A 25,502-nucleotide genomic window follows, 5' to 3' on the forward strand; every position below is an offset into this window, starting at 1 on the left:
TTCCCGGCCGTTCCGAATCACGCAAATGGCCGCAGACCGGCGGTGGATGGAGCCAGGTGCGCGACCCGAAGTCAGTAACTGGGCCGGTCGTAGGCGTCGGAGCGGGGGAGGAAGCGGGCGGCGAGGGCCTCGGACGCCCGGGCGAGGAGAGCGACGTCGGCGCCGACGGCCACGAAGTCGGCCCCCGCCGCGAGGTACGCGTCGGCGGCGGACGGGTCGAAGGCGTTCACGCCCACCGGCTTCCCGGCAGCCCGGACCGCCGCGAACACCGACTCCACGGCGGCGACCACGTCCGTATGCGTCTGCTGACCGAGCAGGCCCATCGACGCGGACAGGTCGGAGGGGCCAACGAACACCGCGTCCACCCCGTCGACCGCGGCGATGTCGGCCGCAGCCTCCACCCCCGCGACCGTCTCGATCTGCACCGTCAGCGACACGTGCTGCGCGGAGTCCGGCAGGTAGCGGTCGACGCGGTTCCAGCGGGCGCTGCGGGCGAGGGCGCTGCCGACTCCGCGGACGCCCTCGGGGGGATACCGGGTCGCGGCCACGGCGGCCCTGGCCTCGTCGGCGGACGACACCATCGGCACGATGAGGTTCTGCGCGCCGAGGTCGAGCACCTGCTTGATCGCGACCGCGTCGTTGAACGGCACCCGGACGAGAGGGGCGACCGGATAGGCCGCGACCGCCTGGAGCTGGGTCAGCACGGACTCGAGCGTGTTCGCCGAGTGCTCCATGTCGATGAGCAGCCAGTCGAGTCCGGAGCCCGCGGCGACCTCGGCGAGCAGCGGGCTGCCGGAGCAGACCCACATGCCGACGAACGGCCGGTCGGACGCGGCGAGCTGCGCGCGGAAGGACGGATCTAGACGAAGCGGCATGTGATGGTCCCCATCGGTCCGTAGTCGCACAGCACCTCGTCGCCGCGCGACACCCACATCGGGCGTGTGAACGATCCTGCCAGGATGATCTCGCCCGCCTCCAGACGCGCGCCGTGCTGGTGGAACTTGTTCGCGAGCCACGCGACCCCGGTGGCGGGGTGGCCGAGCACCCCGGCGGCGACGCCGGTCTCCTCGATCTCTCCGTTGCGGGACAGCACCCCGGGCACCCACCGCAGGTCGATCTCGTCCGGGCGCTTGCGCACCGTGCCGAGCACCATCGCCCCGTAGGCGGCGTTGTCGCTGATGGTGTCGACGATCGTGCGACCCTCGAGCTCGATGTGCGAGTTCAGCACCTCGAGGGCCGGCACGGCGTAGTCGATGACGGCGAGGGCGTCCTCCAGGGTGCAGTCGGGGCCCTCCAGCGGTTCCTTGAGCACGAACGCGAGCTCGACCTCGATGCGGACGTTGGAGAAGTGATCCGTGGGGATCTCCGCGCCGGACTCGTACACGGTGTCGTCGAACATGACGCCGTAGTCGGGCTCGGTGATCCCCGTCGCCTGCTGCATGGCCTTCGAGGTCAGGCCGATCTTCCGGCCCACGAGCCGGCGGCCGGCCGCGACCTGCGAATCCCGCCACACGCCCTGGATGGCGTACGAGTCCTCCACGGTCGCCTCGGGGTACCGCGCGGTGATGCGCGGGATCACCCCGTGCGTGCGGTCGGCCTCGGCGAGTTCCGCGGCGATCTGCGCGATCGTCTCCTCTGGCAGCATGAGCGTCTCCTAGAGCTGGTGGCCGAGCTTGTACTCGCCCTGCTTGTACTCGGGCATCGAGGTCTCGCCCTCGTCCGCGCGGGTGTAGGAGAAGCCGTCGGCGCCGATCGTCACGGCCATCTCGCTGGAGTCCGTGCGGGCGATCACCGGCTGCGGGTTGCCGTCGAGGTCGAGCACGAGCGAGGCGTCGGTGTACCAGGAGGGCACCACCGGGGTGCCCCACCAGTCACGGCGCTGGTTGTCGTGCACGTCCCACGTGACGACCGGGTTGTCCGGGTCGCCCGTGTAGTAGTCCTGCGTGTAGATCTCGACGCGGTGGCCGTCCGGGTCGCGCAGGTAGAGGTAGAACGCGTTGGAGACGCCGTGCCGGCCGGGGCCGCGTTCGATGGCGTCGGAGCGGCGGAGCGCCCCGAGCTTGTCGCAGATCGCGAGGATGTTGTGCTTCTCGTGCGTCGCGAAGGCGACGTGGTGCATGCGGGGGCCGTCGCCGCCCGTCGCCGCGGTGTCGTGCACGGTGGGCTTGCGGCGCATCCAGGCGGCGTACACGGTGCCCTCGTCGTCCTGGATGTCCTCCGTCACGCGGAAACCGAGGTCCTGGTAGTGGCGCACCGCACGCGGCACGTCGGGGGTGACCTGGTTGAAGTGGTCGAGGCGCACGAGCTCGCCGGGGGTGTGCAGGTCGTACCGCCAGGACAGGCGCTCCACGTGCTCGGTGGCGTAGAAGAACTCGTACGGGAAGCCGAGCGGGTCGACGACACGCACGGAGTCGCCGATGCCCTTCACGAAGCCGTTCTCCTGACGACGGACGTCGCAGCCGAGCTCCGTGTAGAACTCGACGGCGCGGTCGAGGTCCTCCGCCGCGCGCACCCGGTACGAGAACGCGGCGACCGCGGCGACCGGGCCCTTGCGCAGCACCAGGTTGTGGTGGATGAACTCCTCGGTCGAGCGCAGGTAGATCGCCTCGTCGTCCTCCTCGGTCACGTACAGGCCCAGGATGTCGACGTAGAACTGCCGCGAGGCGGCCAGATCGGTCACGACGAGCTCCATGTACGCGCAGCGCAGGATGTCGGGCGGGGTGCTCTTCGGCGTCGCGACGGGGTTGTCGGTCTGGATCGGCGCCTCCTGGCTCACGTAGTAGCCCGAGGAGGTGAGGGTCTTGGCGGTCTTGTCGGTCATGTCAGCGTCCTTGCTCGTGTCCGGTGGGCGTCAGTTCTTGCCGAACGTGGGGTTGTGCGGGGTCGAGGCGAGCGTGATGTGCACGCTCTGCTGGTCGGTGTAGAAGTCGATGGAGCGGTAGCCGCCCTCGTGGCCCAGGCCCGATGCCTTCACGCCGCCGAACGGCGTGCGCAGGTCGCGGACGTTGTTGCTGTTCAGCCACACCATTCCGGCTTCGACGGACTGCGCGAACGTGTGGGCGCGCTTGAGGTCGTTCGTCCAGATGTAGGCCGCGAGGCCGTACTTGGTGTTGTTCGCGAGTGCCAGCGCCTCCTCGTCGGAGTCGAACGGGGTGATGGCGACGACCGGGCCGAAGATCTCCTCCTGGAAGATGCGGGCGTCAGGGGCGACGTCGGCGAACACCGTCGGGGCGACGAAGTTCCCCTTCTCGAAACCCTCGGGGCGGCCGCCGCCGGCGACCAGGCGGCCCTCGGCCTTGCCGATCTCGACGTAGGACATCACCTTGTCGTAGTGCTCGGGGTGGACGAGTGCGCCGACCTCGGTCTCGGGGTCGTGCGGGTAGCCGACCTTGACGCGCTGCGCCTGCGCGGCATAGCGCTCCACGAACTCCTCGTAGATCGAGCGCTCCACGAGGATGCGGGAGCCGGCGGTGCAGCGCTCGCCGTTGAGGGAGAAGACGCCGAAGATGGTGGCGTCGACGGCGGCCTCCAGGTCGGCGTCCGCGAAGACCACGGCGGGCGATTTGCCGCCGAGCTCCATCGACAGGCCCTTGAGGTACGGCGCGGCGTTGCCGAAGATGATCTGCCCCGTGCGGCTCTCACCGGTGAAGGAGATGAGCGGCACGTCGGGGTGCTTCACGAGCGCGTCGCCGGCGTCCTCGCCGAGGCCGTTGACGAGGTTGAAGACGCCCTGCGGCAGCCCCGCCTCCTCGAAGATGCCCGCCCACAGCGAGGCCGACAGCGGGGTGAACTCGGCCGGCTTGAGGACGACCGTGTTCCCCGTCGCGAGCGCGGGCCCGAGCTTCCACGACTCCAGCATGAACGGCGTGTTCCACGGCGTGATGAGCCCCGCGACGCCGATCGGCTTGCGGTTGACGTAGTTCATCTGCTTGCCGGGCACCTTGAAGGCGTCATCGGCCTGCGCGACGATCAGGTCGGCGAAGAAGCGGAAGTTCTCGGCGGCGCGGCGGGCCTGACCGAGGGCCTGCGTGATCGGCAGACCGGAGTCGTACGACTCCAGCTCCGCGAGCCGGGCGTCGCGCGACTCGACGATGTCGGCGATCCGGTGCAGTACCCGCGAGCGCTCGCGGGGGAGCATGCGCGGCCAGGGGCCCTCGGTGAAGGCGCGCGTGGCGGCGGCGACCGCCCGGTCGATGTCGGCCTTCTTGCCGGCGGCGGCCGTCGTGTAGGTGTGGTTCGTCACCGGGTCGAGCACGTCGAACGTGTCGCCGTCGAGGGAGTCGACGAAGGCGCCGTCGATGTAGTGCTGGATGTGGTCGGGCAGGTCGGCGGGGATGCGGGAGTCGGTCATGATGCTTCTCCTTCGGCGGGGACGGAACGGGTGTGCAGGGCGTCGAGGAACGCATCCCTCGTGCGCCACCGGTGGTTGCGGGCGGCGAGCTCGATCTCCAGCGGCTCGGCACCGTCGCGGATCAGCTCGAGGATTCGGGCGTGCTCGTCGACCGAGTGATGGGCGCGGCCGGGCACGTAGGCGAACGTCGTGTCGCGGATGCCGGACAGCCGGGCCCAGCCGCGGTGCACGAGGTCCAGCAGGTGCGGGTTCGGGCAGGGCTCGAACAACACGGAGTGGAACTGCCGGTTGAGCTCGGTGAACGTGTGCGGGTCGAAGTGGTCGAGCAGGCGGCTCATGCGGTCGTTGACCTCCGCGGCCTGCGCGAGCGCGTCGGCGTCGAGGAGGGGAGCGGACAGCGCGGTCGCGGCGCCCTCGACCAGTCCGAGCGTCTGCATGGTGTGGGCGTACTCGTCCTCGTCCACGAGGGTGACACGCGCGCCGACGTTGCGCTCGAAGGTCACGAGGCCCTCGGCCTCCAGGCGGCGGATCGCCTCGCGAACGGGGACGACGCTCATGCCGAGCTCCTCCGCGATCGGCCCGAGGACCAGGCGGTAACCCGGCCCGTAGGTGTGCGCGGAGATGCGTGCGCGGATCCAGGCGTACGCCTGCTCCGACTTGCTCCCGCCCTCGACCGCGCTCACTGCGGCTCCGCTCCGGTGCCGGTGGCCTCCTCGTAGCGGGCACGCCACTCGGCGTTCATCGGGAAGAGACCGTCGACCGGATGCCCGGCGGCGACCTGCTCGGCGATCCAGGCGTCCTCGATCTCCTGGGCGACGGCGTCGGCGGCGACCTCGGCGGCGAGAGCCGGCGGGATGACGATCACGCCGTCGCTGTCGCCGACGATGATGTCGCCCGGCTGCACCGTGGCGCCGCCGCAGGAGATCGTCACATCGACGTCCCACGGCACGTGCTTGCGGCCGAGCACCGACGGGTGCGGCCCCTGCGAGAACACGGGGAGGCCGATCTCGGCGACGGCCTGGAAGTCGCGGACACCGCCGTCGGTGACCACGCCCGCCGCGCCGCGGGTCTGCGCGCGCAGGGCGAGGATGTCGCCGAGCGTGCCGGTGGTCGCGTCGCCGCGGGCCTCGATGACGATGATCTCGCCCTCGGCGACCGCGTCGAACGCGCGCTTCTGGGCGTTGTACCCGCCGCCGTGACTGCGGAACAGGTCTTCCCGGAACGGCACGAAACGGAGGGTCTTCGCGGTGCCGACGATCTTCGTGTCCGGGAGGTTCGCGGAGACGCCGTCGATGAAGCAGGAGTGGTGTCCGCGCTTGCGCAGCTGTGCCGAGAGGCCCGCGGTGGGGGCCTCCAGGAGCTGGGCGCGGAGCTCGGGGGTGAGCGTGGGCGCTGTGTCCTCGGCAGGAAGGCCGGCGAGTTCGCGAGAGCCCCAGGCCTCGGTGCGCTGGAGGTCGTCGGCGGCGGGGAGCGAGCCCAGGTCGCCGTCGAAGGGGACGTCGCCCTGCGTGACCGTCGTGACCAGGCGGCCGGAGGTGGGGGCGCCGGGGGCGTCCGGGGCGTCGACCTCGACCTCGACCACGTCGCCGGGGACGATGACCGACGAGCCCGCGGGGGTGCCGGTGAGGATCACGTCTCCGGTCTCCAGCGTGAAGTGCTGGGAGAGGTCGGCGACGAGCTGGGCGAGCGGGAAGATGAGGCCCGCGGTGGTGTCGTCCTGGCGCAGCTCGCCGTTCACCCAGGCGCGCACGCGGAGGGCGGCCGGGTCGACCGTGCGGGCGTCGATCAGGTCCGGACCGAGCGGGGTGTACCCGTCGCCGCCCTTGGAGCGGACGTTGGAGCCCTTGTCGTTCGCGCGCAGATCGTAGAGGCCGAGGTCGTTCGAGGCGGTCACCCACTGCACGTGGTCCCAGGCGTCGGCGAGGGAGACGCGGCGGGCCGGGGTGCCGATGATCAGCGCGATCTCGCCCTCGAAAGCGAGCAGCTCGGTGCCAGCGGGGCGCTCGACCGTGCCGCCGGAGAACCCGACCGAACTGGCCGGCTTGAAGAAGTAGGAGGGGTGGGCGGGGCGTCGACCACGCTGGTCGGCCCGCGAGGCGTAGCTCAGGTGGATCGCGATGATCTTCCCCGGGCGGGCGATGGTGTCCGTCACGGATGCGCCTCCTCGCGCTCGTCAGGACGCGTTGTGCGTCGTATTCGAAATCATATATCATCGTCTCACCCCTCGGCAAGCAGATCGGATTCGTCCGTGCGCGCCGTGACAACGCGGTCACAAGCACAAAGGAGACACCCCATGAGCGGGCAGTCACAGGGTGGGTTCACGCCCACCGGAACCATCGCGACAGCGGCCGACCGGCGTCGTGTCGTGTTCGCCACCGTCGTCGGGACCACCGTCGAGTGGTACGACTTCTTCATCTACGCCACGGCGGTCGGGCTCGTCTTCGGGCAGCTCTTCTTCGCGCCGCTCGGCGCCAACAGCGCTCTCGTCGGCTTCGCCACGGTCGGTGTGAGCTTCCTCTTCCGTCCCCTCGGCGCGTTCCTCGCCGGACACTACGGCGACAAGCTGGGCCGCAAGGCCGTGCTGATGTGGACGCTGATCCTCATGGGTGCCGCGACCGCCCTGATCGGCCTGCTCCCCACCTACGAGACCATCGGCGTCATGGCGCCGGTCCTCCTCGTGCTGCTGCGCATCGTGCAGGGCATCTCGGCCGGCGGCGAGTGGGGCGGCGCGGTGCTGATGGCCGTCGAGCACGCCCCGCGCAAGAAGCGCGGCATCTTCGGTGCCTCCCCGCAGATCGGCGTGCCGCTCGGCCTGCTGCTCGCGTCGGGCGTCATGGCGCTGATGACCGCGATCGCTCCGGGCGACCAGTTCCTCGCGTGGGGCTGGCGCGTGCCGTTCCTGCTGAGCGTCGTGCTGATCCTCGTCGGCTACTACGTCCGCCGTCGCGTGGAGGAGAGCCCGGTGTTCGCCGAGCTCGCCGAGCGCAAGGAGAAGGCGAAGATGCCGATCGTGCAGCTCTTCCGCAAGCACCTGCTGCTCGTCATCATCGCGGCCCTCGTCTTCGCCGGGAACAACGCCGTGGGCTACATGACCACCGGCGGCTACATCCAGGGCTACGCCACGAACCCCGACGGCCCCATCGGCCTCGAGCGCGGACCGGTGCTGTGGGCGGTCGCCGGATCGGCCGTGACCTGGCTGCTGACCACGCTGCTGGCCGGCTGGGTGTCCGACCGCATCGGCCGTCGTACGACCTACCTCATCGGCTGGGTGCTCCAGCTCGTCGGCGTGTTCACGCTGTTCCCGCTCGTCAACACCGGCGACGTGGGGCTGCTGTTCGCGGGTCTCGCGATCCTCACGATCGGCCTGGGCTTCACCTACGGGCCGCAGGCGGCGCTGTACACCGAGCTGTTCCCCGCGAGCATCCGGTTCTCCGGCGTCTCCATCTCGTACGCGATCGGCGCGATCGCCGGTGGGGCGTTCGCTCCCACGATCGCGACGTTCATCGTCGATCAGACCGGTTCCACCGAGGCGGTCACCTGGTACCTCGCGGGAATGACGCTGCTGGGTCTCGTCGCGACGCTCCTGCTGCGCGACCGCTCGGGCATCCCGCTCGGTCCGGACCATGAGGAGGAGCAGTCCGTCAGCCCGATCCGCGGGCTCGCGAAGGTCTGACCTCCCCACCCCGAGAGCGCACGTCCCCGAGGGGCGTGCGCTCTCGGGCGTTCCGGCTCAGCCGTCGAGGGCTTCGCGGATGAGGGCGGCGGAGCGCCGGAGGCGTGCGGCGATCTCCTCGTCGTCGAGGTCGGTCGCGACGTGCACGACCGCGATCGCGGCGGGGCGCTGGCCGCGCAGGGGCAGGGGCACCGCGACCGACTGCACCGTGGGGATGACCTCGTCGTGGCTGGTCGCGTACCCGCGTGCGGCGGCGGTGCCGACGTCGGCGCGCAGGGCGGGGGAGACGTCGTCCGGGAGGTCGGTGGTCTCGAGCTGCGCGAGGATCGCCTTCCCCGGGGCGCCCACCGTCACCGGGTGCCGGGCGCCCGGGCGCTGCGCGACACTGGCGACCGCGTGCCGTGGTTCGACGCTGGCGAGCGTGATGCACTCGCCGCCGTCGAGGACGGCGAGGAAGCAGGTCATGCCGAGCTCGTTGGCGATGGCGGTCAGCTCCGGCAGGGCCTCGGCCTGGAGGTCGTGGGCGACGCCGGCGGCGAGGGCGGCCATACGGGCGCCGAGGCTCACGGCACCGCTCGCATCACGGGTCACGAGCCCGTGATCCTCCAGGGTGCGGAGGAGGCGGTAGGCGATGGACCGATGCACATCGAGGCGTCCGGCGATGTCGTCGATGGTCAGCGCGCCGCGCGCGTCGGCGAGCACCTCGAGGATGCGGATGCCGCGGCTGAGGGTCTGCGAGGCGGGGGTCGCGGAACGTCCGGTCATGGCTCGGCTCCTTGCGCTGCTCGGGGCGCCGGTTTAGGCTGTGTTCAATAGTAGAACACTGTGTTCGAATATAGAACACGGCGTTCCTGGACGCAAGACCCGACGAAGACGTCCGGAAGGAATCGACGACGATGCAGTTCCACCACCACGGCTATGTGTCCGGAGACCCGCGCGTGAAAGACGCCGCCGGGACCGGGATCGATCGCCCCGCCGCCCTGCCCGACGAGGTCGACGTGCTCATCGTCGGCTCGGGCCCCGCAGGCATGCTGCTCGCGGCGCAGATGTCGCAGTACCCCGACATCACGACGCGCATCATCGAGAAGCGCGAGGGCCGCCTCGTCCTCGGGCAGGCCGATGGCATCCAGCCCCGCAGCGTGGAGACCTTCCAGGCCTTCGGCTTCGCCGAGCGCATCATCGCCGAGGCCTACAACATCGGCTGGATGAACTTCTGGGGCCCCGACCCCGAGCACCCCGATCAGATCGTGCGCACCACCCGCACCGCCGACTACGCCTACGACATCTGCGAGTTCCCGCACCTGATCGTCAACCAGGCCCGCGTGCTCGACTACTTCGCCGAGGCGGCGGCCGACGGCCCCGGACGGATCGTGCCCGACTACGGCGTCGAGTTCCTCGGGCTCACCGTGCACGAGGAGGGCGACTACCCGGTCGAGGTGCGCGTCCGCCATGTCGGCGAGGCCGACGAACGCGTCGTCCGGGCGAAGTACGTCGTGGGCTGCGACGGCGCCCGGAGCGGCGTGCGTCAGGCGATCGGACGGACGCACGTGGGCGTGAGCGCCGCACACGCCTGGGGCGTCATGGACGTGCTCGTCAACACCGACTTCCCGGACTGGCGCACCAAGTGCGCGATCAACTCGAAGGCTGGCAACATCCTGCACATCCCGCGGGAGGGCGGCTACCTCAGCCGCATGTACATCGATCTCGGCGAGGTCGCCGCGGACGACGATCACCGCGTGCGGCAGACGCCGATCGAGGAGATCATCCGCCGCGCCAACGCGATCCTCCACCCCTACACGCTCGACGTGAAGCAGGTCGCCTGGCACAGCGTGTACGAGGTCGGCCACCGGGTGACCGACGGCTTCGACGACGTGGACCCCGGCGCCGACCGCAGTCCGCGGGTCTTCCTCACCGGCGACGCCTGCCACACGCACAGCGCCAAGGCCGGCCAGGGCATGAACGTGTCGATGCAGGACGGGTTCAACCTCGGCTGGAAGCTCGGTTCCGTGCTGACCGGCCGCGCCCCGGAGGCGCTGCTCGCCACCTACGGCGCCGAGCGTCGTCCCGTCGCCCAGCAGCTCATCGACTTCGACCGCGAGTGGTCCAGCCTCATGGCGCGCAAGCCCGAGGAGATCTCCGACCCGAACGAGCTGGCCACGTACTACCTCGCGACGGCCGAGTTCCCGTCCGGGTTCATGACCCAGTACACGACCTCCATGATCACCGGCACGGACGCGCACCAGGTGCTCGCGGTCGGGTACCCGCTGGGCAAGCGCTTCAAGTCGGCGGAGGTCGTGCGGGTCGGGGACGGCAACGTCGTCCACCTCGGACACCACGCGAAGGCCGACGGCCGGTGGCGGGTCTACGCGTTCGGCGACCGGACCGGGGAGGCCCTCGCCGCGTGGGCGGAGGAGGCGGCGCCCGTGTTCGCCCGGTTCACCCCGGCGGATGCCGACGCCGACGCCGTGTTCGACGTGAAGGCCGTGTACCAGCAGCCGTTCGAGGAGGTCGAGGTCACGACGACGCCCGCGCTGTTCCAGCCGAAGACCGGCCCGCTCGGACTCACGGACTGGGAGAAGGTGTACGCGGCCGGCCCGAGCAAGTGGTGCGGCACCGACATCTTCGAGGCGCGTGAGCTGTCCCGCGACGGGGTCGTGGTCGTCGTGCGGCCCGATCAGTACGTCGCGGCCGTCCTGCCTCTGAACGCGGTGGACGAGCTCGCGGGCTTCCTCGACGGGGCGCTGCTCCCGGCACGCTGACCCTCGGCATGACACGTGTCATGCCGAGCGGATGACACCGCCCTCCGGCCCCGCACGCGCTCCCGCGCGAGGCTGGAGGCATGAACGACACATCCGTGCAGGAGGCGCTGCCCCGGGCGGCGTCGCCCACCCCCGACACCGCGCCCGTGGCCCTCGAACTGACCGGCGTCCGCAAGCACTTCGGCGCCGGCGAGCGTCGGGTGGTGGCCGTCGACGGGGTCGACCTCACCGTCCACCGGGGCGAGGTCGTCGCCCTGCTCGGTCCCAATGGGGCGGGCAAGACCACCACGCTGGACATGCTGCTCGGCCTCACCGCGCCGAGCAGCGGTCACGTGCGCGTCCTCGGGGCGACCCCCGACCGGGCCACGGCACGCGGCGCCATCGGGGCCGTGCTGCAGACGGGCGGTCTGCTCGGCGACCTCACCGTCGGCGAGACCGTGCGGCTGATCGCCTCGCTCCACGGCGCCGCGGCCGTCGCGCGCGTCCCCGAGGTGATGGCGCGCGCCGACCTCGCCGGGCTCGCCCGCCGCCGGGTGGCGAAGTGCTCCGGCGGCGAGCAGCAGCGCGTCAAGTTCGCCCTCGCGATGGTCTCCGATCCCGACATCCTCGTGCTCGACGAGCCGACCGCGGGCATGGACGTGACCGCCCGCCGACACTTCTGGGATGTGATGCGTGCGGACGCCGACGCGGGGCGCACCATCGTCTTCGCCACGCACTACCTCGAGGAGGCCGAGCAGTTCGCCCGCCGCACCGTGGTCATGCACCGCGGCACGATCGTGGCTGACGCCCCCACCGCCCTGCTCCGCGCGAGCCTGGGGGAGCGCACGGTCTCGGCCACCGTCCCCGCGTCCTCCGAGTCGCTGCGGGCCGCCCTGGCCGCCGTTCCCGGGGTGACCGGCGTGCGGCTCGACGGCGACCGACTCAGCCTGCGGGCCACCGACTCCGACGCGGCCGCCCGTCTCCTCCTCGATGCGGGCGCGCACGATCTTGAGATCGCCGCCCCCACGCTCGAGACCGCCTTCACCGCCCTCACGGAGGACTGACATGACCCTGACCCTCTCGCCGACCATGCTGCGCATCGAGGGACTGCGTCAGCTGCGCAACCCCTACACGCTCGCCTTCACCCTCGCCATGCCCGTGGCCATGTACCTGCTCTTCGGCGCGGGCATGGGCTACGGCACGCTCTCCGCCGGCAACGGCAACGTCTCGTTCTACGTCATGGTCTCGATGGCCGCCTACGGCACCGCGGTCGCGATGAGCTCACTCACCTCGCTCGCCGCCACCGAAGCGAAGCAGGGGTGGGGGCGCCAGCTCGCGATGACCCCGCTGACGACCGCTGGCTACGCCGCGACGAAGCTGCTCACGGCGGTGTCGTTCGCGGCTCTCGCGCTCGCCGCCGTCTTCGTCGCCGGGCTGTTCACGGGGGCGGAGGCGGACGGTGCCTGGCGGTGGGTCGCGAGCGCCGCGCTCATCCTCGGGATCGGCCTCATGTTCGGCCTCTACGGACTCGGGGTCGGGTTGTTCTTCAGCTCCGACTCCGCCGCGGCCCTCGCCTCGATCTCGATGACCTTCTTCGCCTTCTTCGGCAACGTGTTCATGCCGCTCGACGGCGTCATGCTCGACATCGCCCGCTTCACCCCTCTCTACGGTTTCGTGGCCCTGAGCCGCTGGCCGCTCACCGACGGGGTGCTCACCACGGGACAGACGGACGAGCTGTGGATGCTGTTCCTCAACGTGGCGGTCTGGCTGGCCGTGTTCGCGGCGCTCGTCGCGATGGGCGTGAAGCGCGCCCGGACCCGCCGATGAGCGCCCCGGGGCGACAGTAGGTTGGACGGATGACGACGATGCAGGCGGCGCACGGGGCTGAGGACCGCTCCGGCACGGGCAGGGACCCGTGGGCGCGATTCGGCTGGCTGATGGCCGTGGTCTGGCTCGTCTTCCTCGTCTACCCGGTCCTCGCCCTGCTCGACTCTCCGGCGGCATCGGCGTGGATCGTCACCGGGTGGGCGGCGCTCATCGGGTTCATCGTCCTCTACGTCACGGGGTTCGTGCACGGGATGCGCGGGGGCGGCGGACTCGGTCGCCGCCCCTCCCGCCGACAGTGGATCACGTTCGCCGCCCTCATCGCGTGCGCCCTGGTCACGATCCCCGCCGTGGGCGGATCGGCACTGAGCTTCCTGCCGTTCATCATGTCGTTCGCGTCGTACGGGTTGACCCGTGCCTGGCACTGGATCACGACGGTCGCCGCGCTGGTGGTGGGTGCCGCCTGCGTCTTCCTCATCCCCGACAACCGGGACTACCTCTCCGTCCTCGCGATCGTCGCGCTCCTCGGCGTCGTGAACACGGTGTCCACCTGGCTCATCATGCGCTCGGCGGAAGCGGAGCGACTCGGTCGGGAGTTGGCGACCAGCGAGGGACGGGAGGCGGTGGCGCGCGACGTGCACGACCTCGTCGGACACTCCCTCACGGTGGTCGGGCTGAAGGCGCAGCTCGTGCGACGGCTGATGGACTCCGACCCGGAGCGCGCCAAGGCCGAGCTCGCCGACATCGAACGCCTCACCGCGGAGGCCATCGCGGGCGTGCGGCAGACCGTGTCCGGCGCGCGGGCGACGACCCTCGTCGAGCAGCTCGCGGCGACCGAGGACTCGCTGCGCGCGGCCGACATCGCGCTCGTCGTCGACGGGAGTCCGGACGCCCTGTCGCCGGCGCAGGCGATCACGGCGAGCTGGATCCTTCGCGAGGCGACGACCAACGCACTCCGCCACTCCGGCGCCGCCGCTGTGCGCGTGCGGATCGCCCCGGGCATGCTCACGGTGGAGGATGACGGCGTGGGCCCGGCGCGCGCGTTCGGCGACGGCGAGGGCACCGGCATCCGCGGGATGCGGGAGCGGGCGGCCGCGGCCGGCGCGGGGTTCGCGGTGCGGCCCGGTGCCCCGACCGGTACGAGGGTGGAGGTCACGTGGTGACGGACATCCGGCCGGACGTGATCCGGTTGCTCCTCGCGGACGATCAGGCGCTCGTCCGCGGTGCGCTCGCCGCCCTGCTCGACCTTGAGCCTGACCTCGAGGTGCAGGGCCTGGCGGCCGACGGTGCGGAGGCCCTGCGCCTGGCGGAGGAGCTGCGCCCGGACGTCTGTCTCATGGACATCCAGATGCCGGGGATGGACGGTGTCGAGGCGACGAAGCGGATCCGGGCGGTGAGCCCGTCGACGCGGGTGCTCGTGGTGACGACCTTCGCGCGACCGGGATACCTGCGGGCGGCGCTCGACGCCGGCGCGAGCGGCTTCGTCGTGAAGGACACCCCGGCCGAGCAGCTGGCCGCGGCCGTGCGACGGGTGCACGCCGGCTTGCGGGTGGTCGACCCGAAGCTCGCCGAGGAGAGCCTCTTCGAGGGGGCGAACCCGCTGAGCGACCGGGAACGGCAGGTGCTGCGTCTTGCCGCCGACGGTCGATCCGCCGCCGCGATCGCCGCCGAGGTGTTCCTGTCCGCGGGCACGGTGCGCAACCACCTCTCCGCCGCGATCGGCAAGACCGGCGCCGTGAACCGGGCGCAGGCGGTGCGGATCGCGTCCGACAAGGGCTGGCTCTGACGCCTCCGGAGAATGTCGGCGGCCCCGCGTACCGTGAGGTCCGACGGGCGAAGGCGCCCGACAGGAGGAGTGTGCGATGGACTGGAAGATCGAACTCATCTTCGTGCCGGTCAGTGATGTCGACCGGGCGAAGGACTTCTACGAGAAGATCGGCTTCCACGCCGATCACGACCACGTGCCGTACGAGGGACTGCGCTTCGTGCAGATGACTCCGCCGGGTTCGGCGTGCTCGATCGCCTTCGGTACCGGGCTCGACACGGGGCTGCAGCCGGGGCAGCAGAACACGATCCAGGTGGTCGTCCCCGATGCCGACGAGGCTCTGGCCCACCTGCGGGGTCTCGGCGTGGAGGCGGAGGGCGTGGACGAGCAGGACTGGGGCCGTTTCGTGCGCTTCGACGATCCGGACGGCAACACCTGGACCCTGCAGGAGATCCCGGACTACAGCGCCCAGGGGTGACGGCGACCCCCGGGCTCCGGTCCGGGTCCGGGGTCGGTATCCGTGTCGGGTGACGGACGCACGACCCGGTGACGGGTGCACGACCGTAAGTGGGTTGTGGTCGTGCCGGTGGAACCGGGTCGTGCAGGTGTACCTGTGTCGGAAGGCCGGGTCTCGACTAGGTCGCGGGTGCGCGACCGGGGGACGGGTGCAGGACCGGGGGACGGGTGCAGGACCGGGGGACGGGTGCAGGACCGGGGGACGGGTGCACGACCGTAAGTGGGTTGTGGTCGTGCCGGTGGAATTGGGTCGTGCAGGTGTACGTGTGTGGGAGGGCCGGGTCTCGACTAGGTCATGGGTGCACGACGGGGGGACGGGTGCACGACCGTAAGTGGGTTGTGGTCGTGCCGGTGGAATTGGGTCGTGCAGGTGTACCTGTGTCGGAAGGCCGGGCCTCGACTAGGTCGCGGGTGCGCGACCGGGGACAGGTGCACGACCGGGGGACGGGTGCACGATCGGGGGACGGGCGCACGACGGAGGAGGGGATGTGGTCGTGCCGACGGAACGGGGTCGTGCAGGTGTGGCTGGCAGAGGTGGGGTGAGGGGGAAGGCGGGGCGCGGCGGGGTCAGGGGAGGCGGGTCGCTCCGCCCGAGACGACCACGCCGCCGGAGGCCGGGATCGCGACGCGGAGCTCGCTCGGGCGACCCACGTGGGCGCCCTGACGGATGCGGACGGTGTCGCCCGGGTAACCCTGCGCGCGGAGGTAGGCGCCGACCGACGCCGCCGCGGACCCCGTTGCCGGGTCTTCGGTGATGCGGCCCACGGGGAAGAGGTTGCGGGCCTCGATCTCGGCCGGATCCTCGGCGTGCAGCACCGTCACCGTGCCCTGCCAGCCCTGTGTGCGCATGAGGGCCGCCACGTCAGCGGGGGAGAAACGGAACTGATGGAAGAGTTCCCGGTCGGCGACGAAGACGATCGGGTGCCAGTTGCCCGCGAACGCCTCGCGCACCGGGAAGCGCGGGTCCACGTCGGCCGGCTCCATCCCCAGGAGCGCGAGGAGGCGGTCCCGCACGACGGGGTCGAGGTCACGGACCTCCGGCTCGACGCTCGTGAACGACACCGTGACGCGGCCGTCGGCGTCGGCGAACGACTCCATCGACACCGCCCCGGCCGCGGTCTCGAAGACGACCGCCCCCGGACCCTGCCGCTCGGCGAGCGCCACGGCCGTCGCGACGGTCGCATGCCCGCAGAACGGCACCTCCGCCGCCGGGGACCAGTAGCGCACCCGGAAACGGGAGCCGTCCGCCGCGGCGTCCTGCACGAACGCGGTCTCCGAGTAGCCGACCTCCGCCGCGATCCGCTGCATGGCGGCGTCGTCCAGCCCGTCCGCCGCGAGCACGACACCCGCCGGGTTGCCGCCCTCGGGTGTCGCGGCGAAGGCGCTGTAGCGCAGGACCTCGGGAGCATCCGTCATGCCGGGAGCCTATCGGCCCCCGCGGGTCAGGAGTTCACCCGGATGATCTCCTGCTGGTACGGGGCGATCACGTCGCCGGAGATCCGCAGGTCGAGGACGAGGAAGCGCCGGGTCGCCGGGTCCTCCGCGGTCCATGTGGCCAGCCGGTCGAGGTCGTCGAGGGTGCGCACGACCACTCCCTCGGCGCCGACCGCGGCCCCGAACGCGGCGAAGTCGACCTCGGGGATGCGCATCGGCCCCTCGGCCAGGCCCTTCAGTCCGTAGAGGTTGACCTCGGCGCCGTACGCCGCGTCGTTCCAGATCACGGCCATGCCGCGTCCGCCCGCCGCCCGGACGGCAGATTCGAGGTCGGCGATCGCCATGAGCCCGCCGCCGTCCCCGGAGGTGAGCACGATGGTCGCGTCACGCCGGGCGAGGGCCGCGCCGACGACGCTCGGCCATCCCTGTCCGATCGACTGGAAGGCGGTGCCGATCATCATCATCCGGTCGGGCGCGGCGACCGGCCAGTACATGTTCGCCCAGCCGATGAAGTGCCCGCCGTCCGAGACCACGACGCGGTCCTCGGGGAGGAGCTCGGCGATCCGGCGTGCAGCCGAACGCGGGTCGAGGCGGCCGTCCGGGGCGAGCTCGTCCCCGGCCTCGTACGTGCGGGCCGCGGCGACATCGACCGTCTCCCGCCAGGGTCGGGCGGGCACAACTGCGGAGCCTGCGTCGGACACGCCGCCGGAGGCGGGGGTGGCCCCGGCGAGTCCGGCGGCATCTCCGAAGTCGTGCCCGGAGGAGGGGGAGGATGGGGAGGAGAAGCGGGCGACGAGGGCCTCGGCGGCGAGGCGGGCGTCGGCACGGACGAACCCGCCGACATGGGCGTGCGTGGCGGCCGGGGCCGTGTCGATCTGGAAGACCCGGGTGCCCGGGGCGAAGAGATCGCCGAACCGCATCGTGAACTGGTTCAGGCTCGCCCCGAACACCACGGCGACATCGGCCGTGCGCACGAGATCCATCGCCCCGTCGGCGCCGAAGCCGCCGGTGACGCCGAGGTCGTACCGGGCGTCCGGGAAGATGCCGCGGCCGAGAGCGGACGAGGCGGTCAGCGCCCCCGTCCGCTCCGCCAACGCTCCCAGCGCGTCACCGGCGCCGGCCAGCCAGGCGCCGCGACCGGCGAGGAGGAACGGACGCTCGGCGCCGCGCAGCGCGGCGGCGATCTCGTCCAGCATGCCCTCCGCGAACGCCCCGCGCGGGGCGAGCGGCGCGGGAAGCCGCGGCGCCGGCGCCGACGGCAACTCGCCGGCCTCGAGCGCCGCGACGTCGTAGGGGATCGCGAGCACCACGGGCACCCGGTAGGTGAGGGCGTGCTCGACGGCGATGACCGTGGTCGCGGCCGCGTCCGTCCGCCCGACGGTGTAGGTGCGCGCGCCGACGGCCGACGCGAGCGCGATCTGGTCCACGTCCCACGGGCGCGGACCCGACGTGGGCTCATCGCCCACGACCAGCACGAGCGGCACGTGCGCCTGCACGGCCTCCGCGAGCGCGGTGATGGTGTTCGTGAAGCCGGCGCCGTAGGTGGAGGTGCCGGCCGCGATGCGGCCGGACGCGCGGAAGTGCGCATCGGCCGCGACGACCGCGCCCTGCTCGTGCCGGACGGCGGTGAACGTGGCGTCGGTCTGCGTCTCGAGCGCATCGAGAAAGTAAGCGTTGCCGTTGCCCATGACGCCGAAGACGGCGTCGACGTGCTGGGCGAGGGTGAGGGCGACGTGCGCGGACACGGAGGGCATGGAGGAGCCTTTCGAGACAGGGACGGAGAAGAGCGGTATCCGTATGTGTCTCGCCCTCGCGACGATGCGAGGTGCTTCGTGCCTCTTTTTCAGGCACCGGCGGGGCCGGACCAGCCCATTCTAGCGGCGGCTCGGGCGGAGCTGATGCGCGAGAATGGACCGATGACGGATGCATCGATCGAGCGCGAGACGCTCACCTGGGACGGCTTCGGCGCGGCCACGCGCGACCTGGCGCGGAACATCTCGGCGACGGGGTTCGAGCCCGAGGTCGTGGTGGCGATCGCCCGGGGCGGCCTGCTCCCGGCCGGGGCCATCGCCTACGGGCTCGGCGTGAAGAACTGCGGTGCGATCAACGTCGAGTTCTACACCGGCATCGGCACCGTGCTGGACGCGCCCGAGGTGCTGCCGCCGGAGCTCGACATGGCCTATCTCGACGGGCGCCGCGTGCTGCTCGTCGACGATGTCGCCGACTCCGGACGCACGCTCGCGCTCGCCGTGCAGCTGCTGCAGGAGAAGGGAGCGGACGTGCGGTCCGTCACGATCTACACGAAGCCCTCGACCATCATCCAGCCGGACTTCGCCTGGAAGGACACCGACCGCTGGATTGACTTCCCCTGGTCGTTCCGCGGCACGGTGCGGCAGGAGGACGAAGGGCTGCCGCCCACGGCGTGATCAGGGCTCGTCCGTCGCGCCGCGTCGCAGCGCGAGAAGAGCCTGGATCGTGTCGGCCTCGGCGGCCGTCTTGTCCGGGCGATAGCCCTTGACCCGCGCGAACCGGAGGGCGAGGCCGCCGGGGTAGCGCGGGGAGCGCTGCACGCCGTCGATCGCGATCTCGACCACGAGTTCCGGGCGGAGGAACACGGTCGATGCGGAGCGATGGGTCTCGTGCGCCGGGAACTCGGCAGTCTGCCACTGCAGCAGGGCGTCGGTGAGGCCCTTGAACGTCTTGCCCACCATGACGAATCCGCCCGGATCGCCGAACTCGCCGTCGGGGTCGCGGGCGCCGAGGTGCAGGTTCGACAGCCATCCGCGGCGGCGGCCGGACCCCCATTCGGCGCCGAGCACGACGAGGTCGAACGTGAGGACGGGCTTCACCTTGACCCAGGACTTGCCGCGCCGGCCGGCCGCGTAGGGCGCCTCGACGGCCTTGACGAGCACGCCTTCATGGCCGGCCGCCAGCGCCTCTCGGGACAGGCGCTCGGCCTCCTCCGCGTCGTCGGTGACGATCCCGGGCATCCGCCACTCGCCGGCCACCTCCGCCAGCACCTCCTGACGGACCGACAGCGGCTCGTCCAGCAGATCGCGGCCGTCGACGTGCAGCACGTCGAAGAACCAGGGGCGCAGGGCGAGCTCGCGCGCCGCGTCCGCGCCGAACCGCGACATGGTCTCCTGGAACGGGCGGGGACCGCCGTCCTCGTCGAGTGCCAGGGTCTCGCCGTCGAGGATGACGTCCTGGGCGGGAAGGCCGCGCACGATCTCGACGATCTCGGGCAGCCGGTGGGTGACGTCTGCGAGGCTCCGCGTGTAGATGCCGACCTCGTCGCCGCGGCGGTGCACCTGGATGCGCGCGCCGTCGAGCTTGTACTCGACCGAGGCGCGCCCGGTGATCTCCAGCGCGGCCGTGGGTGTCGGCGCTGTCGCCGCGAGCATGGGGAGCACGGGGCGCCCCACGCGGAGGCCGACCTCGTCGAGCGCTCCCTCGGCGCCGGTGAGCGCGAGCAGCGCCGTCTCGCCGAGATCGCCGGAGAGCATGGCGGCGCGGCGCACGGCGGCGGCCGGGGCCTCGGCGGCGCGGGCGATCGCGTCGAGCAGTACCCCGCCCAGTGCGCCCGTGCGGAGCTCTCCGAGCATGGCCCTGGTCAGGAAGTCCCATTCGGGAGCCGTGGCGCGTGCAGCGAGATCGTGGAGGATCTCGCTGCGGACGCCGGCCGACCCCGAACCGGAGGCCCGCGCGAGGGCGTCGAAGGCCTGGTCGACCTCCGCGATGGTGAGCGTCGGGGTCGTGCGATGCTCGATCGTCAGGGCCGAGAGGCCCCGCCACCCGACGCCCAGGCGGCCCTGGCGGGGTGCCGCGAGGAGCAGTCCCACGAGAGGCGCGACGTCGTCGACGTCAGCCCGGCGGAGCAGCGCCGCGATCGCGTCGATCTTGGCCAGGCGGGACGATGTCGCGGCGACCTGGTCGGCGGTGGTGACGAGCTCCGAGAGCAGCATGCGGGCATCATCCCACCGGCGTCGGACACCGCACGAGACGGTTGACAGCGGCGACTCCGCCGTGGCGTCAGCGTCCGCGGAACTCCGGTGTCCGCTTCTCCTGGAAGGCGGCGAATCCCTCTCGGTAGTCGTCGGTGTCGCACAGGGCGGCCTGCGCCGCGTTCTCGACATCGATCGACTCCCACAGCGTGAGCCGCTCGTCCCGGATCCGGGCGACGAGATCCTTGCTGGCGCGGAAGGCGGCCGTGGCTCCGCGGGCGGCCTTCGCGGCGGCGGCCGTCGCCGCCGGCAGCACCTCGTCGTCGGGGAGGACCTGGGAGAACAGGCCCGACCGCACGGCTTCCGTGCCGCTCATGAGCCGACCGGTGTAGATGAGGTCGAGGGTCTTGTGCGGGCCGAGCCGGTCGAGGAACAGGGCGTGACCGCCGGAGTCCAGGGTGGCGCCGAGCGCCGCGAACGGGGAGCCGATCTTCGCGGACTCGGCGACGTACACGACGTCGGTCGCGATCAGCAGGCCGAGCCCCACGCCGAGGCACGCGCCGTGGGCGACGGCGAAGGTCGGCGCCGGGAAGCGCGACATCCGTTGCAGCAGCGGCGTCACCCGCCCGCCGAGGTAGCCGAGCACATCGTCGTCGCGCGGGTCGACGGCGGAGATGTCTCGTCCGGCGCAGAACGCGCGTCCTTCGCCGCGGAGCAGCAGCGCCCGCACGCCGGCGTGCTCCGCCTCACGATACGCGGCGTCGAGTTCCGCCAGGGCGGCCTCGTCCAGGGAGTTGAGCTTCGCGGGGGCGTCGAGCACCACGGTGGCGACGTCGTCGGCGATGGTGAGATCGATCATCGGGGGCTCCTCAGACGTCGTAGTCCACGACGACGCGGTCGCTCGTGGGGTGGGACTGGCAGGTGAGCACGTACCCGCGCTCCAGCTCGTCCGGTTCGAGGGCGTAGTTCTCGGTCATCGTGACGCTGCCCTCGATGACCCGCGCCCGGCACGTGCCGCACACGCCGCCCGCGCACGCGAACGGGGCGTCCGGCCGGACGCGCAGGGCGGCGTTCAGCACGGACTCGCGCGCCGCCACCGGGCTCTCCACGGTCGAGGAGACACCGTCGAGGGTGACCTCGATGCGCACGGTCTTCTCGCCGGAGCGCACCGTCACCGGACGCGCCGCTCGCACCGGCTCGTCCCCGGTTGTGAAAAGCTCGAACCGCACATGCTCCCGGGGGACCCCCACGTCGGCGAGCACCTCGCGGCAGAGGTCGACGAGCGCGAGCGGCCCGCACAGGAACCATTCGTCCACGTCGGCCGGGTCGATGAGGGCGCCGAGGATCGTGCGCAGCTTCTCCTCGTCGATGCGCCCGGACAGCACCGGAGCCGTGCGCTGCTCGCGCGACAGCACGTGGTGCAGCGTGAGACGCGTCGGGTAGCGGTCCTTGAGGTCGGCGAGGTCCTCGAGGAACATGACGTCGAGCGTCGAGCGGTTCGTGTAGAGCAGGGTGAAACGCGCCGTCTGCGAGCGCGAGAGGACGGTGTGCGCGAGCGCCATGAGCGGGGTGATGCCGCTGCCGGCCGCGATGCCGACGAGATGCTTCTCGTCCAGATCGTCGAGACCGGACGTGAAGGTGCCCTGCGGGCTCATGACGTCGATGCGGAAGCCGGGGTGCAGGCCGGTCTGCGCCCACGTCGAGAACAGGCCGCCCTCATCGCGCTTGACCGCCACGCTCAGCCGGGTGGGTCCACCGTCGGTGCGATGCTCGGGCGCACGGCACAGCGAGTAGGAGCGCCGCACCTCCACACCGTCCAGCGTGGTCCGCAGCGCCACGTACTGCCCGGGCAGGTGGTCGTACTCGTCGGCGAGCTCGGCCGGCACCGTGAAGGTGACCTCGACGGAGTCGTCGGTGAGCGGGCGGACGTCTTCGACCGCGAGCGTATGGAACCTGGCGCGACCCCGCGCGCGGGTGGGGGAGGGGGCGGCCGGGGGCGTCGTCGCCGGGGCCGGGGAGAACAGCGACATCAGTGCACCTTGAAGTGGTCGAAGGGTTCCAGGCAGGCCCGGCACTCGTACAGCGCCTTGCACGAGGTCGACCCGAAGCGGGAGACCTCGCGGGTGTCGAGCGAGCCGCACCGCGGGCAGCGCACGCTGAGCGCGAGCCGGATCGGGCCGGACGGCACGGCCGCGCGGCCGCTGGGCGGTGCGATCCCGTACTCGCGGAGCTTCTGCTTCCCGGCGTCGCTCATCCAGTCGGTCGTCCATGCGGGGGACAGCACGAGCCGCACCTCGACATCGCCGAACCCCGCGGCCGTCAGCGCGAGCACGACGTCGTCGCGGATCGTGTCCATGGCCGGGCACCCGCTGTAGGTCGGCGTGATGTCGACGACGACGCGCTCGCCGCGGATCTCGACCGCCCGCAGCACGCCGAGGTCCTCGATCGTGAGCACCGGCACCTCCGGGTCCGGGACGGCGGCGGCGATCCGCCAGGCCTCGGCCTGCGCGCCAGCGGTCCGGGTCACCATGAGGCCCCCGGGTGCCGACGTGCCAACACCTGCATCTCCGCGAGGATGTGCCCGAGCGGGGTCGCGTGCGCGCCGTTCCGGCCGCCCGCCGACGACGCCGACACCTGCGGCACCGCGAGCTCGGCCTCCGCGAAGACGGTGGCGATGACCGCGTCGAACGGCGCACGGAGGGTCGACGGGCGCACGGCGACGTCGCCCAGTCGATCGATCAGGGGTTCGTCGCGGAAGAGCTCGTCCACGTAGGGCCACACGTCCGTGAGGGCACGGATCATCCGCCGCCGCGACTCCTCCGTTCCGCCCGCGAGGCGCAGCACCCACTGCACGGCGTGGTCGCGGTGGTAGTCGACCTCCTTCAGGGCCTTCTCGGCGATGGCCGCGAAGGTGGGCTCGGTGCTCGCACGGAGGGCGGTGTACAGCTCCACCAGGTAGACCGAGGCGACGAGCTGTCGGGCGATGGTCTGCGCGAAGTCGCCGTTCGGCTGCTCCATGATCCAGGCGCTGCGGAACTCGGGCTCGTCGCGGAAGTACGCGAGGTCGTCTTCGGAGCGTCCGTCCCACGTGCCGGCGAAGTGCAGGAAGGAACGGGCGTGCCCCAGGAGGTCGAGCGCGATGTTGCCCAGGGCGACGTCCTCCTCCAGCTCGGGGGCGCGGGAGATCCAGGCGCCCAGCTGCTGCGACAGGATGAGCGCGTCGTCGCCCAGCCACAGTGCGTACTCGGCGATGTCGGCGCTCGCCGCGGTCGTGCCGGCGCCGGCGAGCTCCTCGCTGAGCCGCAGCTCGTCGACGCTGACATCGCCGTGCGCATCCCCGTGGGCGTCGAGTCCCTGTGCCGGGCCGGGTCCCTGAGCGGAGCTGGGTCCCTGAGCGTGTCGAAGGGTCACAGGTGCGGCACCCCCTCGGAGGCGGTGTAGTACACCGCGTGCCGATAGTTCTTGCCGGCGGGGCTCTCGAAGTACGCCCCCTTGGCGTCGGGGTCGCTCGTGGTGATCGCCTCGGCGGGGACCGCCCAGATCGACACGCCCTCGCCCCGGCGGGTGTAGAGGTCGCGAGCGTTGCGGATGGCCATGTCGGCGTCCGGGGCGTGCAGCGAGCCGACGTGCACGTGGCTCAGACCGCGGTTCGCCCGCACGAAGATCTCCCACAGGGGCCAGACCTCGCGGCCCTGGGTCCCTGAGTTCGTCGAAGGGTCGGCTCCGGGGGTCGCCATCACGCCACCGCCCCTTCGACAGGCTCCGGGCTCAGGCGGGTGCGCTGCTTGCGGGCGTACTCGGCGGCGGCCTCCCGCACCCACGCGCCCTCGTCGTGCGCCGTGCGGCGGCGCTCCAGGCGCTCGGCGTTGCAGGGCCCGTTGCCGCGCAGCACCTGGAAGAACTCGTCCCAGTCGATCTCGCCCATCTCGTAGCGACCGGTCTCCTCGTCGAAGCGGAGGTCCGGATCAGGCAGGGTGACGCCGAGGATCTCGGCCTGCGGCACGAGCATGCCGACGAAGCGCTGCCGCAGCTCGTCGTTGGAGAAGCGCTTGATCTTCCAGGCCATCGACTGGGCGGAGTTGGGGGACTGGTCGTCGGGCGGCCCGAACATCGCCAGGCTCGGCCAGTACCAGCGGTCCACCGCGTCCTGCGCCATCTGCCGCTGCTCGTCGGTGCCGCGCATGAGGGTGAGGAGGATCTCGAACCCCTGGCGCTGATGGAACGACTCCTCCTTGCAGATGCGCACCATCGCGCGGCCGTAGGGACCGTAGGAGGCGCGGCACAGGGGCACCTGGTTGCAGATCGCGGCGCCGTCGACGAGCCAGCCGATCGCGCCCATGTCGGCCCACGTGGGGGTGGGGTAGTTGAAGATCGAGGAGTACTTCGCCTTGCCGGAGATGAGCTGGTCCATCATCTCGTCGCGGGTGATGCCGAGCGTCTGCGCGGCGGAATAGAGGTAGAGCCCGTGCCCCGCCTCGTCCTGCACTTTCGCCATGAGGATCGCCTTGCGCTTGAGGCTCGGCGCACGCGTGATCCAGTTGCCCTCGGGCTGCATGCCGATGATCTCGGAGTGGGCGTGCTGGGAGATCTGCCGGATGAGGGTCTTGCGGTAGGCCTCGGGCATCCAGTCGCGGGGTTCGATGCGCTGCTCGTTCGCGATCAGCTCGTGGAACACGCGCTCCTCGTCGGAGGTCTCGCCGTCCACGAGGGACAGGTCTGCGGGACTGGTCATCATCGACTCCTCGGGGTCCGGTCGTTCTTTACTGACCGATCGTTAGGTAATTCTGACACACGGGACCGCCGTATTCAAGGAGGCCGCTCAGCGCGAGCGCGCGACCAGGGCCAGCAGGGCGCGTCCGTACGCCTCCGCCGGATCCGGGTGCTCGAACCGCAGCGCCTCGCCCGCGATCTCGATCTCGACGCGGAACGTGTCGGGGAGGCGGGTGAGCGCGCGGAAGGTCCCCCGCAGCAGATCCCGCAGCTGGTCCTCCCGCGGCAGCCAGACCGCATCCGCGAGGGTCACGGCGTCCAGGGCCCATTCCGTCGTGCCGTTGAATGCGAGGTCGGTGCCCGCCGGGGTCTGCCGGGCCTCGATCGTCATGGCGCTGACGGTGAAGACGTCGGCTTCCGCCTCCAGCTCCACCTCGTCGGGCAGATCGAGCTGGAACCAGTCACCCTCCGCGGGCTTCCAGGTCAGGCCGGCATCGCGCAGCGCGACGGCGAGTTCGCGGGTGATCATTCCTCCACGCTACGGCTC

At 71.5% G+C, this 25,502-nt stretch carries 25 protein-coding genes; 8 read left to right on the forward strand and 17 right to left on the reverse strand.

The genetic code is table 11. From position 1 onward, the window contains the following. Positions 1 to 71: 71 nt before the first annotated feature. Genes KAF39_RS08660 through KAF39_RS08685 form a run of 6 tightly spaced genes read right to left on the reverse strand, consistent with a single transcriptional unit; the run spans position 72 to position 6,503 of the window. Positions 72 to 875: an HpcH/HpaI aldolase/citrate lyase family protein gene (locus KAF39_RS08660; protein ID WP_210676891.1), complete on the reverse strand. Its 804-nt coding sequence runs from the start codon at positions 873 to 875 to the stop codon at positions 72 to 74. After that, positions 860 to 1,645, reverse strand: a complete 786-nt coding sequence (locus KAF39_RS08665; RefSeq protein WP_210676892.1) for a fumarylacetoacetate hydrolase family protein — start codon at positions 1,643 to 1,645, stop codon at positions 860 to 862. Before KAF39_RS08665 ends, KAF39_RS08660 begins: the two co-directional genes overlap by 16 nt. 9 nt (positions 1,646 to 1,654) lie before the next feature. Further along, a complete protein-coding gene (hpaD, locus tag KAF39_RS08670) occupies positions 1,655 to 2,821 on the reverse strand; it encodes a 3,4-dihydroxyphenylacetate 2,3-dioxygenase (RefSeq protein ID WP_210676893.1) in 1,167 nt (388 codons plus the stop codon). 30 nt (positions 2,822 to 2,851) lie between these two features. Further along, positions 2,852 to 4,351, reverse strand: a complete 1,500-nt coding sequence (gene hpaE, locus KAF39_RS08675) for a 5-carboxymethyl-2-hydroxymuconate semialdehyde dehydrogenase (RefSeq protein ID WP_210676894.1) — start codon at positions 4,349 to 4,351, stop codon at positions 2,852 to 2,854. Next, a complete protein-coding gene (locus tag KAF39_RS08680; RefSeq protein WP_210676895.1) occupies positions 4,348 to 5,034 on the reverse strand; it encodes a GntR family transcriptional regulator in 687 nt (228 codons plus the stop codon). Before KAF39_RS08680 ends, hpaE begins: the two co-directional genes overlap by 4 nt. Then, on the reverse strand, positions 5,031 to 6,503 hold the full coding sequence (locus tag KAF39_RS08685) for a fumarylacetoacetate hydrolase family protein (protein WP_210676896.1): 1,473 nt from the start codon (positions 6,501 to 6,503) through the stop codon (positions 5,031 to 5,033). Before KAF39_RS08685 ends, KAF39_RS08680 begins: the two co-directional genes overlap by 4 nt. Positions 6,504 to 6,644: 141 nt before the next feature. Here KAF39_RS08685 and KAF39_RS08690 point away from each other — a divergent pair, with 141 nt between their 5' ends. Then, the gene (locus tag KAF39_RS08690; protein WP_210676897.1) at positions 6,645 to 8,024 is read left to right on the forward strand and encodes an MFS transporter; all 1,380 of its coding nucleotides are present in this window, start codon (positions 6,645 to 6,647) and stop codon (positions 8,022 to 8,024) included. 57 nt (positions 8,025 to 8,081) lie between these two features. Here the strand turns inward: KAF39_RS08690 and KAF39_RS08695 are convergent, their stop codons facing one another. Continuing rightward, complete coding sequence (locus KAF39_RS08695; RefSeq protein WP_210676898.1) at positions 8,082 to 8,789, reverse strand: IclR family transcriptional regulator; 708 nt, start codon at positions 8,787 to 8,789, stop codon at positions 8,082 to 8,084. A 131-nt stretch (positions 8,790 to 8,920) separates the two neighbouring features. On the opposite strand from KAF39_RS08695, the gene KAF39_RS08700 reads away from it, so the two are divergent. The 6 genes from KAF39_RS08700 to KAF39_RS08725 all read left to right on the forward strand — a co-directional run bounded on the left by KAF39_RS08700 (position 8,921) and on the right by KAF39_RS08725 (position 14,829). After that, positions 8,921 to 10,783, forward strand: a complete 1,863-nt coding sequence (locus KAF39_RS08700; protein WP_210676899.1) for an FAD-dependent monooxygenase — start codon at positions 8,921 to 8,923, stop codon at positions 10,781 to 10,783. A gap of 80 nt (positions 10,784 to 10,863) precedes the next feature. Beyond that, entirely contained in the window at positions 10,864 to 11,826 is a 963-nt protein-coding gene (locus KAF39_RS08705) for an ABC transporter ATP-binding protein (protein ID WP_210676900.1), read from the forward strand. A 1-nt stretch (position 11,827) separates the two neighbouring features. Beyond that, entirely contained in the window at positions 11,828 to 12,589 is a 762-nt protein-coding gene (locus KAF39_RS08710; protein WP_246878264.1) for an ABC transporter permease, read from the forward strand. A 29-nt stretch (positions 12,590 to 12,618) separates the two neighbouring features. Continuing rightward, positions 12,619 to 13,749 carry a sensor histidine kinase gene (locus KAF39_RS08715; protein ID WP_246878265.1) on the forward strand — a complete coding sequence of 377 codons (1,131 nt, stop codon included), beginning with the start codon at positions 12,619 to 12,621 and terminating at the stop codon, positions 13,747 to 13,749. Next, positions 13,743 to 14,372, forward strand: a complete 630-nt coding sequence (locus tag KAF39_RS08720) for a response regulator transcription factor (RefSeq protein WP_307805152.1) — start codon at positions 13,743 to 13,745, stop codon at positions 14,370 to 14,372. Before KAF39_RS08715 ends, KAF39_RS08720 begins: the two co-directional genes overlap by 7 nt. A 76-nt stretch (positions 14,373 to 14,448) precedes the next feature. After that, on the forward strand, positions 14,449 to 14,829 hold the full coding sequence (locus KAF39_RS08725; RefSeq protein WP_210676901.1) for a VOC family protein: 381 nt from the start codon (positions 14,449 to 14,451) through the stop codon (positions 14,827 to 14,829). 605 nt (positions 14,830 to 15,434) lie between these two features. Here KAF39_RS08725 and KAF39_RS08730 read toward each other — a convergent pair. Further along, positions 15,435 to 16,283, reverse strand: coding sequence for a PhzF family phenazine biosynthesis protein (locus KAF39_RS08730; protein ID WP_210676902.1), 849 nt, complete (start codon positions 16,281 to 16,283; stop codon positions 15,435 to 15,437). 26 nt (positions 16,284 to 16,309) lie between these two features. Beyond that, complete coding sequence (locus KAF39_RS08735) at positions 16,310 to 18,055, reverse strand: thiamine pyrophosphate-binding protein (RefSeq protein WP_210676903.1); 1,746 nt, start codon at positions 18,053 to 18,055, stop codon at positions 16,310 to 16,312. A gap of 162 nt (positions 18,056 to 18,217) precedes the next feature. Here KAF39_RS08735 and KAF39_RS08740 point away from each other — a divergent pair, with 162 nt between their 5' ends. Continuing rightward, positions 18,218 to 18,727, forward strand: coding sequence for a phosphoribosyltransferase (locus tag KAF39_RS08740; protein WP_210676904.1), 510 nt, complete (start codon positions 18,218 to 18,220; stop codon positions 18,725 to 18,727). Here KAF39_RS08740 and KAF39_RS08745 read toward each other — a convergent pair whose 3' ends face one another. From KAF39_RS08745 to KAF39_RS08780, 8 genes are all read right to left on the reverse strand, one after another. Next, positions 18,728 to 20,266, reverse strand: coding sequence for an ATP-dependent DNA ligase (locus KAF39_RS08745; RefSeq protein WP_210676905.1), 1,539 nt, complete (start codon positions 20,264 to 20,266; stop codon positions 18,728 to 18,730). A 67-nt stretch (positions 20,267 to 20,333) separates the two neighbouring features. Beyond that, a complete protein-coding gene (locus tag KAF39_RS08750; RefSeq protein WP_210676906.1) occupies positions 20,334 to 21,104 on the reverse strand; it encodes an enoyl-CoA hydratase/isomerase family protein in 771 nt (256 codons plus the stop codon). A gap of 10 nt (positions 21,105 to 21,114) precedes the next feature. After that, positions 21,115 to 22,275 (reverse strand): 1,2-phenylacetyl-CoA epoxidase subunit PaaE, encoded by a 1,161-nt coding sequence (paaE, locus tag KAF39_RS08755; RefSeq protein ID WP_210676907.1) that lies wholly within the window; start codon positions 22,273 to 22,275, stop codon positions 21,115 to 21,117. After that, a complete protein-coding gene (gene paaD, locus KAF39_RS08760) occupies positions 22,275 to 22,775 on the reverse strand; it encodes a 1,2-phenylacetyl-CoA epoxidase subunit PaaD (RefSeq protein ID WP_210676908.1) in 501 nt (166 codons plus the stop codon). Before paaD ends, paaE begins: the two co-directional genes overlap by 1 nt. After that, positions 22,769 to 23,656, reverse strand: coding sequence for a 1,2-phenylacetyl-CoA epoxidase subunit PaaC (gene paaC / locus KAF39_RS08765; protein WP_210676909.1), 888 nt, complete (start codon positions 23,654 to 23,656; stop codon positions 22,769 to 22,771). Before paaC ends, paaD begins: the two co-directional genes overlap by 7 nt. After that, positions 23,653 to 23,982 (reverse strand): 1,2-phenylacetyl-CoA epoxidase subunit PaaB, encoded by a 330-nt coding sequence (gene paaB, locus KAF39_RS08770; RefSeq protein ID WP_210678002.1) that lies wholly within the window; start codon positions 23,980 to 23,982, stop codon positions 23,653 to 23,655. The genes paaC and paaB overlap by 4 nt, the downstream gene beginning before the upstream one ends. Further along, positions 23,982 to 24,977 (reverse strand): 1,2-phenylacetyl-CoA epoxidase subunit PaaA, encoded by a 996-nt coding sequence (paaA, locus tag KAF39_RS08775; protein WP_210676910.1) that lies wholly within the window; start codon positions 24,975 to 24,977, stop codon positions 23,982 to 23,984. Before paaA ends, paaB begins: the two co-directional genes overlap by 1 nt. A gap of 87 nt (positions 24,978 to 25,064) precedes the next feature. Beyond that, positions 25,065 to 25,484 carry a pilus assembly protein CpaE gene (locus KAF39_RS08780; protein WP_210676911.1) on the reverse strand — a complete coding sequence of 140 codons (420 nt, stop codon included), beginning with the start codon at positions 25,482 to 25,484 and terminating at the stop codon, positions 25,065 to 25,067. Positions 25,485 to 25,502: the final 18 nt, after the last annotated feature.

The sequence above is a fragment of the Microbacterium sp. BLY genome, assembly GCF_017939615.1.
Classification (GTDB): Bacteria; Actinomycetota; Actinomycetes; order Actinomycetales; family Microbacteriaceae; genus Microbacterium.